Source organism: Burkholderia sp. COPS, assembly GCF_019425585.1.
GTDB classification, from domain to species: Bacteria; Pseudomonadota; Gammaproteobacteria; order Burkholderiales; family Burkholderiaceae; genus Burkholderia; species Burkholderia cepacia.
The window spans coordinates 1-16,411 of the sequence record NZ_WIXR01000055.1 but is presented as its reverse complement, the minus strand read 5'-3'; the positions used below and the strand labels follow the sequence as shown (position 1 = coordinate 16,411).

Genomic DNA, 16,411 nt, shown 5'->3' with positions numbered 1-16,411 from the left:
GCGCTGGCAGTCAGGCCGCACGTCCGTCGCGAGCAAGCGAGGCCGGCACGGCACAGGCGCGTCATGCACGCGAACGACAGATGAAAAAAAACCGCCCGGCAAAACCGGGCGGTCTCGGTGACAGCGTGGTGAGGCAAAGCGGCTCGCGCCGCCCGCGCTTACTCGGCTGCCGGGTGCTGTTGCGGCTCTTCCGCAGCCGGCGTGCTCGGCGTGCCGAAATCGAACGCCTCTTCCGCTGCGATCTGGTCGAAACGCTCGCGATCCGACGATTCCTTCGCCTTGCGTGCCTTGTGGAACGCGAGACCCGTACCGGCCGGGATCAGGCGGCCGACGATCACGTTTTCCTTCAGGCCGCGCAGATCGTCGCGCTTGCCCATGATCGCCGCTTCGGTCAGCACGCGGGTCGTTTCCTGGAACGACGCCGCGGAGATGAACGAGTCGGTCGACAGCGATGCCTTCGTGATACCGAGCAGCACGTTGTCGTACGAAGCCGGACGCTTGTCCTCGGCGATCATGCGATCGTTCTCGTCCAGCATGTCGGAACGCTCGACCTGTTCGCCCGGGATGAAGCGCGTATCGCCGTTGTCGGTGATCTGCACACGACGCAGCATCTGGCGAACGATCACCTCGATGTGCTTGTCGTTGATCTTCACGCCCTGCAGACGATACACGTCCTGCACTTCGTCGACGATGTAGCGCGACAGCGCCTCGATACCCTGCAGACGCAGGATGTCGTGCGGATCGGCCGGACCGTCCACGATCATTTCGCCCTTGTTGACGACCTGTGCATCGTGAACCAGAACCTGCTTTTCCTTCGCGATCAGGAACTCGTGCTGGTTGCCCTCGAGATCCGTGATGACGAGACGCTGCTTGCCCTTCGTGTCCTTACCGAACGACGTCGTACCGGTGACTTCCGCGAGAATGCCGGCATCCTTCGGCGAACGCGCTTCGAACAGTTCCGCCACCCGCGGCAGACCGCCGGTAATGTCACGCGTCTTCTGCGCTTCCGTCGGGATACGTGCGAGCACTTCACCGACCTGCACCTGCTGACCATCCTTCACGGTGATCAGTGCGCCGACCTGGAAGCCGATCTGCACCGCGTGCTCCGTGCCCGGAATCTTCACTTCGTCGCCGTTCGCGTCGAGCAGCTTGACCTGCGGACGCACGCTCTTCGAAGCCTGCGAACCACGACGCTTCACGTCGATCACGACCAGCGTCGACAGGCCGGTCACGTCGTCGATCTGCTTCGCGACGGTCACGCCTTCCTCGACGTTCTCGAACTTCACCGTACCACCGTACTCGGTGATGATCGGACGCGTCAGCGGATCCCACGTGGCGAGCTGCGTGCCGGCCTTGATCGTCGCGCCGTCGAGCTGCAGCAGCGTCGCGCCGTACGGCACTTTGTGACGCTCGCGCTCGCGACCGAAATCGTCGGTGATCATCGCTTCGCCCGAACGGGAAATGACGATCTGCTCGCCCTTCGCGTTCGTGACGTAACGCATCGTCGCCGTGAAGCGGACGATACCGTTGCTCTTCGCTTCGACCGACGAAGCGACTGCCGCACGCGATGCCGCACCACCGATGTGGAACGTACGCATCGTCAGCTGCGTGCCCGGTTCACCGATCGACTGTGCCGCGATCACGCCGACTGCTTCGCCGACGTTCACGAGCGAGCCGCGGCCGAGGTCACGGCCGTAGCACGACGCACACAGACCGTAGCGCGTTTCGCAGGTCAGCGGCGTGCGCACGCGCACTTCGTCGATGCCGAGGCGTTCGATTTCCTCGACCGCCGTTTCGTCGAGCAGCGTGCCCGATTCGTACACCGTTTCCTGCGTTTCCGGGTTCACGACGTCCGCAACCGCAACGCGGCCGAGGATACGGTCGCGCAGCGCCTCGACGACTTCACCGCCTTCGACGAGTGCCTTCATCGCTACGCCGTTCGACGTGCCGCAATCGTCTTCCACGACGACCAGATCCTGCGTGACGTCGACGAGACGACGCGTCAGGTAACCCGAGTTCGCGGTCTTCAGTGCCGTGTCAGCCAGACCCTTACGTGCACCGTGGGTCGAGATGAAGTACTGCAACACGTTCAGACCTTCGCGGAAGTTCGCGGTAATCGGCGTCTCGATAATCGAGCCGTCCGGCTTCGCCATCAGGCCACGCATACCGGCCAGCTGACGAATCTGAACCGCCGAACCCCGGGCGCCCGAGTCGGCCATCATGTAGATCGAGTTGAACGACTCCTGGCGCGTCTCGTTGCCGTCGCGGTCCGTCACCGGCTCCGTCGACAGCTGCTCCATCATCGCCTTGCCGACCGCTTCCGACGTTGCCGACCAGATGTCGACCACGTTGTTGTAGCGTTCCTGGGCGGTGACGAGACCCGACATGTACTGGCGGTCGTACTCCTTCACCTTCTTCGCGGCGTCGCCGACGATCGTTTCCTTCTGCGGCGGCACGAGCATGTCGTCCACGCAGATCGAAATGCCGGCACGCGTCGCGAGACGGAAACCCGACTGCATCAGCTGGTCGGCAAACACCACCGTCGCGCGCAGACCGCACTTGCGGAACGCCGTGTTGATCAGGCGCGAGATTTCCTTCTTCTTCAGCGGCTTGTTCAGCACCGAGAACGGCAGGCCGTGCGGCAGGATCTCCGACAGGATCGCGCGGCCGACGGTCGTCGCGTACAGCGAGATCTTCGGCACGAACGGCGGCGCGCCTTCCGACGTGTCTTCGTTGTGGACCATTTCGGTGATCCGCACGTTGACGCGCGATGCGAGCTCGACTTCCTTGTTCTCGTACGCGCGGATCACTTCCGACACGCCCGTGAACGACAGGCCTTCGCCCTTGCCGTTGACCGCTTCGCGGGTCGCGTAGTACAGACCCAGCACGATATCCTGCGACGGCACGATCGACGGATCGCCGTTGGCCGGGAACAGCACGTTGTTCGACGCCAGCATCAGCGTACGCGCTTCCATCTGCGCTTCGAGCGACAGCGGCACGTGAACGGCCATCTGGTCACCGTCGAAGTCGGCGTTGAACGCCGCGCAGACGAGCGGGTGCAGCTGAATTGCCTTGCCTTCGATCAGCACCGGCTCGAACGCCTGGATACCGAGACGGTGCAGCGTCGGCGCACGGTTCAGCATCACCGGGTGCTCGCGGATCACCTCTTCGAGGATGTCCCACACCACCGGCGTCTGGTTCTCGACTTCCTTCTTCGCAGCCTTGATGGTCGTCGCGACGCCCATCACTTCCAGCTTGTTGAAGATGAACGGCTTGAACAGCTCGAGCGCCATCAGCTTCGGCAGACCGCACTGGTGCAGCTTCAGCGTCGGGCCGACCACGATGACCGAACGGCCCGAGTAGTCGACGCGCTTGCCCAGCAGGTTCTGACGGAAACGGCCGCCCTTGCCCTTGATCATGTCGGCGAGCGACTTCAGCGGACGCTTGTTCGCGCCGGTCATCGCCTTGCCGCGACGACCGTTGTCGAGCAGCGAGTCGACGGCTTCCTGCAGCATCCGCTTTTCGTTGCGGACGATGATTTCAGGTGCCTTCAGCTCGAGCAGGCGCTTCAACCGGTTGTTACGGTTGATCACGCGGCGGTACAGGTCGTTCAGGTCCGACGTCGCGAAACGGCCGCCGTCCAGCGGCACGAGCGGACGCAGTTCCGGCGGCAGCACCGGCAGCACTTCGAGGATCATCCACTCGGGCTTGATGCCCGAGCGCTGGAATGCCTCGAGGACCTTCAGGCGCTTCGCGTACTTCTTGATCTTCGCTTCCGAGCCGGTGTTCTTCAGCTCGGTGCGCAGCGTCTCGACCTGCTCGTCGATGTTGATCGCGCGCAGCAGTTCACGCACGCCTTCCGCGCCCATTTCGGCGCGGAATTCGTCGCCGTATTCCTCGACCTTGTTGTAGTAATCCTCTTCGGTCATGATCTGCCGCGCCTTCAGCGGCGTCATGCCCGGTTCGATCACCACGTACGCTTCGAAGTACAGCACGCGTTCGATGTCGCGCAGCGTCATGTCGAGCACCATGCCCAGACGCGACGGCAGCGACTTCAGGAACCAGATGTGCGCGACCGGCGAGGCCAGCTCGATGTGGCCCATCCGTTCGCGACGCACCTTCGCCAGCGTCACTTCGACGCCGCACTTCTCGCAGATCACGCCGCGGTGCTTCAGGCGCTTGTACTTGCCGCACAGGCACTCGTAGTCCTTGATCGGCCCGAAGATCTTCGCGCAGAAGAGACCATCGCGTTCCGGCTTGAACGTACGGTAGTTGATGGTCTCCGGCTTCTTCACTTCGCCGAACGACCACGAACGGATCTTGTCAGGCGAAGCCAGACCGATCTTGATCGCGTCGAAAACTTCTTCCTGTTGGACTTGCTTGAATAGATCGAGCAGAGCTTTCATTGCTTTCTCTCCGTAGTCCGATTAATTGCGGTCGAGATCGATGTCGATACCGAGCGAGCGGATTTCCTTCACGAGCACGTTGAAGGATTCCGGCATGCCTGCATCGATCACGTGATCGCCCTTGACGAGGTTTTCGTACACCTTCGTCCGGCCGGTCACGTCATCCGACTTCACCGTCAGCATTTCCTGCAGCACGTAGGACGCGCCGTACGCTTCGAGTGCCCACACTTCCATTTCACCGAAACGCTGGCCACCGAACTGCGCCTTACCACCCAGCGGCTGCTGCGTGACGAGCGAGTACGGGCCGGTCGAACGCGCGTGCATCTTGTCGTCGACCAAGTGGTGCAGCTTCAGGTAGTGCATGTAGCCCAGCGTCACGCGACGCTCGAACATTTCACCCGTGCGGCCGTCGTACAGACGGACCTGGTTCTTCGACGGGTTCATGCCGAGCTGTTCGGCGATGTCGTCCGGGAACGCGAGGTCGAGCATCTTGCCCATTTCTTCCTCGGTCGCACCGTCGAACACCGGCGTCGCGAACGGCACGCCTTCGCGCAGGTTCTTCGCGAGTTCGAGGATCTCGTCGTCGGTGAAGCTTTCCAGGTCTTCCTGGCGGCCCGACTCGTTGTAGATCTTCGTCAGGAACACGCGCAGTTCCTCGATCTTCGCCTGACGCTGCAGCATTTCGCCGATACGCCAGCCGAGGCCCTTCGCGGCCCAGCCGAGGTGCACTTCCAGAACCTGACCCACGTTCATCCGCGACGGAACGCCCAGCGGGTTCAGCACGACGTCTGCCGGACGGCCGTCAGCCATGTACGGCATGTCTTCGATCGGGACGATCTTCGACACGACACCCTTGTTACCGTGACGGCCTGCCATCTTGTCGCCAGGCTGCAGACGGCGCTTCACCGCGAGGTACACCTTGACCATCTTCAGCACGCCCGGCGGCAGTTCGTCGCCTTGCGTGAGCTTCTTGCGCTTCTCTTCGAACGCGAGGTCGAACTGGTGACGCTTCTCTTCGATCGAGTTCTTGATCGCTTCGAGCGATGCCGCTGCTTCGTCGTCCGCGAGGCGGATGTCGAACCAGTGGTAGTGGTCGAGGTCTTCCAGGTAAGCCTGGTCGATCTTCGTGCCCTTCGCGAGCTTCTTCGGACCGCCGTTCGCGACCTTGCCCACGAGCATGCGCGCGAGACGCTGGAACGCGTCGCCTTCCACGATGCGCAGCTGGTCGTTCAGGTCGAGACGGTAGCGCTTCAGTTCGTCGTCGATGATCTGTTGCGCACGCTTGTCGCGCTGGATGCCTTCACGCGTGAACACCTGGACGTCGATCACGGTACCGCTCATGCCCGACGGCACGCGCAGCGACGTGTCCTTCACGTCCGAAGCCTTCTCGCCGAAGATCGCGCGCAGCAGCTTCTCTTCCGGCGTCAGCTGGGTCTCGCCCTTCGGCGTGACCTTGCCGACCAGCACGTCGCCTGCTTCGACTTCAGCACCGATGTACACGATGCCCGATTCGTCGAGACGGCCGAGCTGGACTTCCGCCAGGTTCGAGATGTCGCGCGTGATTTCTTCCGGCCCGAGCTTCGTGTCGCGTGCAACGACGTTCAGCTCTTCGATGTGGATCGACGTGTAGCGATCGTCCGCAACCACCTTCTCCGAGATCAGGATCGAGTCTTCGAAGTTGTAGCCGTTCCACGGCATGAACGCGATCAGCATGTTCTGGCCGAGCGCGAGCTCGCCCAGGTCCGTCGAGGCGCCGTCGGCCAGCACGTCGCCGCGCGAGACCTTGTCGCCCATCTTCACGATCGGACGCTGGTTGATGTTCGTGTTCTGGTTCGAACGCGTGTACTTGATCAGGTTGTAGATGTCGACACCGACTTCACCCGCGACCGCTTCGTCGTCGTTCACGCGAATCACGATACGGCCTGCGTCGACGTAGTCGACCACACCGCCGCGGAACGCCTGAACCGTCGTACCCGAGTCGACCGCGCAGGTGCGCTCGATGCCCGTCCCGACGACCGGCTTTTCCGGACGCAGACACGGCACGGCCTGACGCTGCATGTTCGAACCCATCAGTGCACGGTTCGCATCGTCGTGCTCGAGGAACGGAATCAGCGAGGCTGCCACCGACACGATCTGCGACGGCGCGACGTCCATGTACTGGATACGGTCCGGCGTAACCATCATCGTTTCGCCGGCTTCACGCGACGACACGAGTTCGTCGATCAGCGTGCCGTTCTCGTCGATCGCGGCGTTCGCCTGAGCGATCATGTAACGGCCTTCCTCGATCGCCGACAGGTAGTCGATCTGGTCGGTCACCTTGCTGTCCACGACCTTGCGGTACGGCGTCTCGAGGAAGCCGTACTCGTTCAGGTGCGCGTACAGTGCGAGCGAGTTGATCAGGCCGATGTTCGGACCTTCCGGCGTTTCGATCGGGCACACGCGGCCATAGTGGGTCGGGTGCACGTCACGAACTTCGAAGCCTGCGCGTTCGCGCGTCAGACCGCCCGGGCCCAGTGCGGAAACACGGCGCTTGTGCGTGATTTCCGACAGCGGGTTGGTCTGGTCCATGAACTGCGACAGCTGCGACGAACCGAAGAACTCGCGGATCGCCGACGAAATCGGCTTCGAGTTGATCAGGTCGTGCGGCATCAGGTTTTCGCTTTCGGCCTGGCCGAGGCGTTCCTTGACCGCGCGCTCGACACGCACGAGACCAGCGCGGAACTGGTTTTCCGCCAGTTCGCCGACGCAACGCACGCGACGGTTGCCGAGGTGGTCGATGTCGTCCACTTCGCCCTTGCCGTTGCGCAGCTCGACGAGGATCTTGATCGTCGCGAGGATGTCGTCGTCCTGCAGCGTCATCGGGCCGGTGATCTCGTCACGGCTGACGCGGCGGTTGAACTTCATGCGGCCGACCTTCGACAGGTCGTACGCTTCTTCGCTGTAGAACAGACGGTTGAACAGCGCCTCGACCGCTTCTTCGGTCGGCGGCTCGCCCGGACGCATCATGCGGTAGATCGCGATGCGCGCGGCCGTCTTGTCGGTCGTTTCGTCGACACGCAGCGTCGACGAGATGTACGGGCCCTGGTCCAGGTCGTTCGTGTAGAGCGTCTGGATGTCCTTGATGCCCGCTTCGCGCAGCTTCTCGAGCACGCTTTCCGTGACTTCGTCGTTCGCGCTCGCGATCACTTCGCCGGTGTCGCCGTCGACGACGTTCTTCGCCAGCACGCGGCCGAGCAGATAGTCTTCCGGCACCGAGATGAACTTGGTCTTCGCGGCTTCGAGATCGCGAATGTGCTTCGCGTTGATCCGCTTGTCCTTCTGGACGATGACCTTGCCATCACGATCCGTGATGTCGAAACGCGCGACTTCACCACGCAGGCGCTCGGGCACGAACTCGAGTTGCGCGCCTTCGTCCATCAGCGTGAAGTTGTCGAACACGAAGAAGTTCGCGAGGATCTGTTCCGGCGTCAGGCCGATGGCCTTCAGCAGGATCGTGACCGGCATCTTGCGGCGACGGTCGACGCGGAAGTACAGGATGTCCTTCGGATCGAATTCGAAGTCGAGCCACGAGCCGCGGTACGGAATGATCCGTGCCGAGAACAGCAGCTTGCCCGAGCTGTGCGTCTTGCCCTTGTCGTGTTCGAAGAACACGCCCGGCGAACGGTGCAGCTGCGAGACGATGACACGCTCGGTGCCGTTGATGACGAACGAGCCCGTCGGCGTCATGAGCGGAATTTCGCCCATGTACACTTCCTGCTCTTTCACTTCCTTGACGACCGGCTTGTTCGGCGATTCCTTGTCGAGGATGACAAGGCGGACCTTCGCGCGCAGCGCGGAGCAGTACGTCAGGCCGCGCTGCTGGCATTCCTTGATGTTGAATGCCGGCGCGGACAACGCGTAGCTCACGAACTCGAGGCGCGCAAAGCCGTTGTGCGAAACAATGGGAAATACCGATGTGAACGCGGCCTGCAAACCTTCAGGCTTGCGTTGCGTGGCCGGCACATCGGCTTGCAGAAACGTGCTGAATGATTCAAGCTGGGTAGCCAGCAAGAAAGGAACTTGGTGAACGATGGGGCGCTTCGCGAAACTCTTGCGAATGCGCTTCTTCTCGGTGAAGGAATATTGCATACGATCTCCGAATCACGGCGGGTGCTATCGAGGCGGAATACCTGGACGTTTCAAACCCGAGTGTTCACCGACTGAGACCCGATGGCCGTCCGACGGCTTGAACGAGCCGAGAAGCTTGGTGGTTGGCCGCTACCAACCGCTGGCTGACGGCAGCGGATGCCTGTGTTGCCCGCTACCCGACCAAACTTGCCTTCTGCAGTCGCTTCAGAAGACAAAGAGAACCGCCATTCGTGACCAATCACAACGATCAGGCGGTTTTCTTTGGCTTCTGGGGCCGATTATTCGGGCTCCCGAATGAGTGCCAGAATAACGTCCCCACAAAGCACAAAAAGGCCGGCGGTGAAAATACCGCCAGCCTTCGCACAGCGCGCCGAAACTTACTTGACTTCGACCTTCGCGCCAGCTTCTTCCAGCTTCTTCTTGGCTTCTTCAGCAGCAGCCTTGTCGACGCCTTCCTTGACAGCCTTCGGTGCGCCGTCAACGACGTCCTTCGCTTCCTTCAGGCCCAGGCCCGTCAGTTCGCGAACTGCCTTGATGACTGCAACCTTGTTGCTGCCTGCTTCAGCCAGAACGACCGTGAATTCGGTCTTCTCTTCTGCAGCAGCAGCAGCGCCGCCGCCTGCCGGGCCAGCGACTGCCACTGCAGCTGCCGACACGCCAAACTTCTCTTCGAACGCCTTGACCAGTTCGTTCAGTTCCAGAACGGTCATCCCTTCGACTGCTGCCAGGATGTCTTCTTTTGCGATTGCCATTTGAAATACTCCTAAATTGAATTCGGATACAGCCAGCGATCAATGACGCTGATGCACGTTCGATTACGCAGCTTCCGCTTGCTTCTTCTCTGCCAGCGCGGCCAGGGCACGCGCGAAGCCCGAAACAGGCGATTGCATAACGAACAGCAGCTTCGAGAGCAGTTCTTCGCGGCTCGGGATGCTTGCCAGCGCTTGCACGCCAGCCTTGTCCATCACCTTGCCATCGAACGAACCAGCCTTGATGACCAACTTGTCATTGCTCTTGCTGAAGTCGTTGACGACCTTAGCAGCAGCAATTGCATCTTCCGAGATGCCGTAGATCAACGGGCCAGTCATCTGCTCTGCCAGCGGAGCAAACGGCGTACCTTCAACGGCGCGGCGCGCCAGCGTGTTCTTCAACACGCGCAGGTAAACCTGTTGCTCGCGCGCTTTCGCGCGCAGCTTGGTCAGATCGCCAACCGCAATTCCACGATACTCAGCCAGCACAACGGTCTGGGCCTTCGCGACTTGCGCGGAAACCTCAGCGACGACGGCTTGCTTGTCTTCTCTATTAAGCGGCACGGTTAGCCTCCAGAAACGATACGTTCGGCGTGGCCGGCATGGCCGAAACCTCACGTACCTCGTTCAACAACGGCGTCCGACCTCGTTAGGAGTATTTCCACCTCATGCCGCGAATCGCTTCACGGCCTGGGGCTTCACCACTGCAAAACTTTTTCGGGTTCGCCATCTGCGTTGGCTTGAATTAAGGGATCACCTGACTGCTGCGCCCCACCAACGGTCTTTGATAACCGGTTGCCCGCCTTGCCTGCACGAACAACCGCCCAAAGCCCATGTAGGCCGCTTCGCGAACGAAGCGGCCCGAATACTTGCTTACTGTGCTGCCAGCGTAGCCTGGTCGACACGCACGCCGACGCCCATCGTGCTCGACAGTGCGATCTTGCGCAGGTAGACGCCCTTGCTCGTTGCCGGCTTTGCCTTCTGCAGCGCTTCGATCAGCGCCGACAGGTTCGAACGCAGTGCGGTCGGCTCGAACGATGCGCGGCCGATGGTCGCGTGGATGATACCGGCCTTGTCGACACGGAATTGCACCTGACCAGCCTTCGCGTTCTTGACGGCGGTTGCGACGTCCGGCGTGACCGTACCGACCTTCGGGTTCGGCATCAGGCCGCGCGGGCCGAGGATCTGACCCAGCGTACCGACGATACGCATCGTGTCCGGCGAAGCGATCACGATGTCGAAGTCCATCTGGCCAGCCTTGATCTGCTCGGCCAGGTCTTCCATACCGACGATTTCCGCACCTGCTGCACGAGCTTGCTCGGCCTTCTCGCCTTGTGCGAACACGGCAACGCGAACCGACTTGCCCGTACCTGCCGGCAGAACGACCGAACCACGAACGACCTGGTCCGACTTCTTCGCATCGATGCCGAGCTGGACTGCGACGTCGATCGACTCGTCGAACTTCGCGCTCGCGCATTCCTTCACGAGGCTCAGTGCGTCTTCGATCGCGTACAGCTTCTGACGATCGACCTTGGCGGCAAATGCCTGACGGCGCTTGGAGATCTTAGCCATTTACACGCCCTCCACAGTGATGCCCATCGAGCGTGCGCTACCAGCGATGGTGCGAACGGCTGCGTCCAGATCAGCTGCCGTAAGGTCCGGCATCTTGGTCTTCGCGATTTCTTCGGCTTGAGCGCGCGTGATCGAACCGACCTTGTCGGTGTGCGGCTTGCTCGAGCCCTTGTCCACCTTCGCCGCCTTCTTGATCAGGACGGTCGCCGGCGGCGTCTTCATCACGAACGTGAAGCTCTTGTCAGCGAATGCCGTGATGACCACCGGCACCGGCAGACCCGGCTCCATGCCTTGAGTCTGCGCGTTGAACGCCTTGCAGAACTCCATGATGTTCAGGCCGCGCTGGCCCAGTGCCGGACCGACCGGCGGCGACGGGTTGGCTTTACCTGCAGGGATCTGCAGCTTGATAAAGCCGATAATCTTCTTTGCCATTTGTGAACCTCATTGGAACGCCGGAAGGGCGTTCGGTGAGTGATAACGCGCTTTCGCCTCTGGCTACTGACGCTCCTCAACGGCCATGACGCGGGCCGTAAGCGCGAAGGTGGGCAGCCGAGGCTGCCCACCGAATCGGGATCAAACTTTTTCAACCTGGCCGAACTCGAGTTCGACCGGGGTGGATCGGCCAAAGATGGTGACCGACACACGCACGCGCGATTTTTCGTAGTTGACTTCTTCGACGGTACCGTTGAAGTCCGTGAACGGGCCTTCCTTCACACGCACCATCTCGCCGACTTCGAACAGGGTCTTCGGGCGCGGCTTCTCGACGCCTTCCTGCATCTGCGACATGATCTTCTCGACTTCCTTCGGGGAAATCGGGGTCGGGCGGTTACGTGCACCGCCAACGAAACCGGTAACCTTCGCGGTGTTCTTCACGAGGTGCCACGTTTCGTCCGTCATTTCCATCTCCACCAGCACGTAGCCGGGGAAGAATCGACGCTCGGTTACCGCCTTGTGACCGCCTTTGACTTCGACCACTTCTTCGGTCGGAACCAGGATCTGACCGAATTTGTCCTGCATGCCTGCACGTTCGATGCGCTCCTGAAGCGCACGTTGCACGCTCTTCTCCATACCGGAGTAGGCGTGCACGACGTACCAACGCTTTCCGCTCGGGGATGCCGGAGTATCGCTCATATCATTTCCAACCCAGAATCGCCGAGAAAATCACCCATTCGATCGATTTGTCACTCAACCAGAGGAAAATCGCCATCACAAGCACGAAACCGAACACGACGAGTGTGGTTTGCGTTGCTTCTTTGCGGGTGGGCCAAACGACCTTCCGGACTTCCTTGTACGAATCCTTGGCAAAGGCGATGAGGCTCTTGCCAGGGGCGGACATCAGCCCGACGGCCACGCCGGCGATGATCCCTACCGCCAACGCGGCACCGCGGACATACCACTGCTGATTGGCCAGCCAGAAGAAGCCCACGAATCCGGCCAAGACCAGCAATACGCCCAGGGCCAGCATCAGCTTATCGCCGGAGGTATTTACAGTTTCGACGGATGGATTCGCCATAACACCTTAAAACAAATGCCACGTAGGACACGTGGCTATTTTTTGGCAGGGGCAGAGGGAATCGAACCCCCAACCTTCGGTTTTGGAGACCGACGCTCTGCCAGTTGAGCTATACCCCTAAACCATACTGGGGCTGGCTGTTGCCAGCCCCAAAACTGTCGACCAACGAATAACTGGCTTACTCGATGATCTTGGCGACGACGCCAGCGCCGACCGTACGGCCGCCTTCACGGATTGCGAAGCGCAGACCTTCTTCCATCGCGATCGGAGCAATCAGCTTCACCGTGATCGACACGTTGTCGCCCGGCATCACCATTTCCTTGTCCTTCGGCAGCTCGATCGAGCCCGTCACGTCCGTCGTACGGAAGTAGAACTGCGGACGGTAGTTGTTGAAGAACGGCGTGTGACGGCCGCCTTCGTCTTTGCTCAGCACGTACACTTCAGCCGTGAAGTGCGTGTGCGGCGTGATCGAACCCGGCTTCGCCAGAACCTGGCCACGCTCCACGTCTTCACGCTTCGTGCCGCGCAGCAGGATACCGACGTTGTCGCCTGCCTGACCTTGGTCCAGCAGCTTGCGGAACATTTCAACGCCCGTGCAGGTCGTCTTCACCGTCGGCTTGATACCGACGATTTCGATTTCCTCGCCGACCTTCACGATGCCGCGCTCGACACGACCCGTCACCACCGTACCACGGCCCGAGATCGAGAACACGTCTTCCACCGGCATCAGGAACGCGCCGTCAACTGCACGCTCCGGCGTCGGGATGTACGTGTCCAGCGCGTCTGCCAGGCTCATGATCGCCACTTCGCCCAGCTCGCCCGTGTCGCCTTCCAGCGCCAGCTTTGCCGAACCCTTCACGATCGGCGTGTCGTCGCCCGGGAAGTCGTACTTCGACAGGAGTTCGCGAACTTCCATCTCGACCAGCTCGAGCAGTTCAGCGTCGTCCACCATGTCGCACTTGTTCAGGAACACGATGATGTACGGAACGCCAACCTGACGCGCCAGCAGGATGTGCTCACGCGTTTGCGGCATCGGGCCGTCTGCTGCCGAGCAAACCAGGATCGCGCCGTCCATCTGCGCTGCGCCCGTGATCATGTTCTTCACATAGTCAGCGTGGCCCGGGCAGTCGACGTGTGCGTAGTGGCGGTTAGCCGTTTCGTACTCGACGTGTGCCGTGTTGATCGTGATGCCGCGCGCCTTTTCTTCCGGTGCCGCGTCGATCTGGTCGTACGCCTTCGCTTCGCCGCCGAACTTCTTCGTCAGAACCGTCGTGATCGCTGCCGTCAGCGTCGTCTTGCCGTGGTCAACGTGACCAATCGTACCAACGTTCACGTGCGGCTTGGTCCGCTCAAACTTTTCCTTGGCCATTTTCAACTCCCAAAAGGAATTTCACAGGTTGCGCCGCGCGCAAACAACAAGACACTGACTTTTTACTGCTGGTGCCCATGGGCAGGATCGAACTGCCGACCTCTCCCTTACCAAGGGAGTGCTCTACCACTGAGCCACATGGGCGCTTTACGCTTCAACTTCGCGGTCTGGAGCGGGTGAAGGGAATCGAACCCTCGTCGTAAGCTTGGAAGGCTTCTGCTCTACCATTGAGCTACACCCGCACGGGCCACAAACGATTCCTTACCGCTCACTGCGCTGATATCTTGGTGGAGGAGGTTGGATTCGAACCAACGTAGGCGTAAGCCAACAGATTTACAGTCTGCCCCCTTTAGCCACTCGGGCACCCCTCCGTAGAGAACTGACGATTATGGGGGTACATCGCACCCCTGTCAAGCACATCCGGAAGATTATTTTCATCCTCTTCCCGATACCTGCCTGACCACCGATCTCCCGCCCTTGCCCGGCTAAGGCAAGCATGGGTCCTACCGATCAGCGTCACATCTTCGCCAGACCCCGCTTTCAGCGTCGATCTGCATCTGCGCTGAAAACGAAAGACCGCCATCATACGATCTCTTGAGCACTCTGCCAAGCGGGTAGATGCAAAATTTCCGCAAATTTCGTGCCGGGCGGCTGCCATGATCTGTTTTTAGATGCCTCCCGGGAGTCCATTGCTGGTTTCTAGGGTTGTCTGGCCCGACCCGCCAGCGATTGACGTGACACGACTTTCGAACGCTTTCCAGCAATCGCATCATAAGTTTGAGCAACGCTGCCAACGAGAAATCGCGATGGCGGCGCTGGGCTTTGCCGGCTTCAGAGACAGGGGAACCGTACTATCCCGAGCCACCTGCCCGCCCTGGTTCGGATCCTCATGCGTCTGCGTGATCTTTTTCCGTCCTTCATGGTTTTGACCGCACACGCCGCCCGGCCGACAGACGCCAGTGTCGCCCAAGCACGATCGCCTGGACCCGTCAGGAGGCGCTGGCTGATAGCCACGCCCCGGGACACCCGGTAGCAGCCGCGCCGTCGCATATGAAAGATTGAAGCTCACGCGCAATGCCAAGGGCCTCGGTTCGGTACACGCCGGGGCGACCAAGGCACCCTCGTGGAGTCAGGATGCGGTCGCCTATGCATGGCTGATCAACGATGCCGCCATGTACTTCATTGCCGCCGGCGCCGGTGATGACGCGTCGACAGACGAATCCTGCTGCCCAGCCTTCATCGACAGCAACGACATACGGCCGTGCCGGGAGCTGCCGCGCAGATTTGCCGCGGCAATCTCGGCGCACGTTCTTTAGCGCGTGGGCGACTGCACTTCGCCCCCGCGCAAGCCGACCAACATCAGCGTCTGGCCGACCTATCGAGGCGATTCCGCCGCATATGCAAGACATCCCCCATGCCCGTACGACGCCCGCCTCGAGCAGCTGAACGCAGATACTTGTGCAAGATTCGACGCCTGCGCATTTTCCGCACAGCATCGATCCGAAGACGCGAGAAAGCAGGCCTGCAACTTCCGCTCTTCTACGACCGCTGCGAGCTGCCCCACTTTGCGCGCGCGGACCGGGGATCAAGGCCTGAATACGACGCGCCGGTTCGCGCCAGGCAATGGCTCCGCACTCTGCGATCTGGATACCCCAGGCAGGGCGCGATCTACTGGCGTCGATGCGGGGGCACGCCCTTCGCGTCGATAGGCGAAAGTCGGGACTGCTTTCGCGGCACCGGCTATTCGCTCATCGAAGAAGTCTGCGTGTTTCAAGACGGCCGGCCTGTGCCCATCAAAAGAAACGGCGCGAATTTTTGATGCCATCTGGTTGAGGAACTCGAGTATGTCCGGTTCGCGCTATGTATCAACGACTTCCATGTGGCACGCCGAAAGCGCCCCATCTTCTTTGCACGGATCGATTTGAGAGAAGATGCGACGAGTTGAGAAACAAACAAGCCTAGATCGCTACAAGATGCCGTCCTGAACAAAACCTGACTTCGTGCGCTCGATTGGCAGTAGTCGCCTGGAGCTTTTGACATATAAGGACGCCGAACGGCGGATTTTCGCCACTCGCTGCCCAGGTCACACTGATGGCTCATGGCGTAACGGGAACCGCCGGGCGTGCCCCTCGGATACGGCAACGGTGGTTTTGGGCGGAGAAGTGCTCAATACGCAGAGAAACTGCGCACAATAACGGGTATTCGTGCAACTGGCCATGCCACTCCTGGCCATGACGAGACGTGGTCAGAAATGCGGTGGAGTCGCGACTCGATCCGATCGTCGTCTTCGTGAACAGCAAGTGGATGGATGTTTGGATGGCGGGTCTTGGTCGGCGCCAGCGAGCGGTGCAAGGCCAACCCGATCGGTCTGATCTTCGTCAGTCTCGCAAAGGCATCCTGGAGAATCGGCACCCCGGCCCCAGCTCGAGCAGCAGCCATGCCACCGATCCCGATCACTCACGCATTTCCGCCGCCGAAATGCAAAAACCCCCGCCTTGTCGGGCGGGGGTTTCTGGCTTAGGGAGCCTGACGATTACCTACTTTCACACGGGAATCCGCACTATCATCGGCGTAGAGTCGTTTCACGGTCCTGTTCGGGATGGGAAGGGGTGGGACCGACTCGCTATGGTCATCAGGCAAAGAGGGTTGTTGCGCTGGCTTCGCAGCACAACCA

10 protein-coding genes, 4 tRNA genes and 1 rRNA gene are annotated in these 16,411 nt (G+C 60.9%); 1 reads left to right on the top strand and 14 read right to left on the bottom strand.

From position 1 onward, the window contains the following. Positions 1–158: 158 nt before the first annotated feature. The 13 genes from rpoC to FOZ70_RS32695 form a co-directional block, all read right to left on the bottom strand. Entirely contained in the window at positions 159–4,406 is a 4,248-nt protein-coding gene (gene rpoC, locus FOZ70_RS32755) for a DNA-directed RNA polymerase subunit beta' (protein WP_021161759.1), read from the bottom strand. A gap of 21 nt (positions 4,407–4,427) precedes the next feature. Continuing rightward, positions 4,428–8,534: a DNA-directed RNA polymerase subunit beta gene (rpoB, locus tag FOZ70_RS32750; protein ID WP_027788581.1), complete on the bottom strand. Its 4,107-nt coding sequence runs from the start codon at positions 8,532–8,534 to the stop codon at positions 4,428–4,430. A gap of 377 nt (positions 8,535–8,911) precedes the next feature. Next, on the bottom strand, positions 8,912–9,286 hold the full coding sequence (gene rplL, locus FOZ70_RS32745; RefSeq protein WP_021161757.1) for a 50S ribosomal protein L7/L12: 375 nt from the start codon (positions 9,284–9,286) through the stop codon (positions 8,912–8,914). Between the two features lie 63 nt (positions 9,287–9,349). Next, positions 9,350–9,847: a 50S ribosomal protein L10 gene (gene rplJ, locus FOZ70_RS32740; protein WP_021161756.1), complete on the bottom strand. Its 498-nt coding sequence runs from the start codon at positions 9,845–9,847 to the stop codon at positions 9,350–9,352. A gap of 309 nt (positions 9,848–10,156) precedes the next feature. Continuing rightward, a complete protein-coding gene (gene rplA / locus FOZ70_RS32735) occupies positions 10,157–10,855 on the bottom strand; it encodes a 50S ribosomal protein L1 (RefSeq protein ID WP_006482906.1) in 699 nt (232 codons plus the stop codon). Next, entirely contained in the window at positions 10,856–11,287 is a 432-nt protein-coding gene (gene rplK / locus FOZ70_RS32730) for a 50S ribosomal protein L11 (RefSeq protein ID WP_006477201.1), read from the bottom strand. Between the two features lie 141 nt (positions 11,288–11,428). Further along, on the bottom strand, positions 11,429–11,986 hold the full coding sequence (nusG, locus tag FOZ70_RS32725) for a transcription termination/antitermination protein NusG (RefSeq protein ID WP_006400672.1): 558 nt from the start codon (positions 11,984–11,986) through the stop codon (positions 11,429–11,431). A gap of 1 nt (position 11,987) precedes the next feature. Further along, positions 11,988–12,368: a preprotein translocase subunit SecE gene (secE, locus tag FOZ70_RS32720; RefSeq protein WP_006482892.1), complete on the bottom strand. Its 381-nt coding sequence runs from the start codon at positions 12,366–12,368 to the stop codon at positions 11,988–11,990. Positions 12,369–12,411: 43 nt separating this feature from the next. Further along, positions 12,412–12,487, bottom strand: a tRNA-Trp gene (locus FOZ70_RS32715). A 59-nt stretch (positions 12,488–12,546) separates the two neighbouring features. Continuing rightward, entirely contained in the window at positions 12,547–13,737 is a 1,191-nt protein-coding gene (gene tuf, locus FOZ70_RS32710; protein ID WP_006482910.1) for an elongation factor Tu, read from the bottom strand. A gap of 69 nt (positions 13,738–13,806) precedes the next feature. Further along, positions 13,807–13,881 (bottom strand) — tRNA-Thr (locus FOZ70_RS32705). A 24-nt stretch (positions 13,882–13,905) separates the two neighbouring features. Beyond that, a tRNA-Gly gene (locus tag FOZ70_RS32700) sits at positions 13,906–13,979 on the bottom strand. Between the two features lie 43 nt (positions 13,980–14,022). Then, positions 14,023–14,108 (bottom strand) — tRNA-Tyr (locus FOZ70_RS32695). A gap of 687 nt (positions 14,109–14,795) precedes the next feature. Here FOZ70_RS32695 and FOZ70_RS32690 point away from each other — a divergent pair. Further along, positions 14,796–15,053: a hypothetical protein gene (locus FOZ70_RS32690; RefSeq protein WP_111999004.1), complete on the top strand. Its 258-nt coding sequence runs from the start codon at positions 14,796–14,798 to the stop codon at positions 15,051–15,053. A gap of 1,208 nt (positions 15,054–16,261) precedes the next feature. On the opposite strand, the gene rrf is transcribed toward FOZ70_RS32690, so the two are convergent. Next, positions 16,262–16,374: ribosomal RNA gene (rrf, locus tag FOZ70_RS32685) — 5S ribosomal RNA — on the bottom strand. Positions 16,375–16,411: the final 37 nt, after the last annotated feature.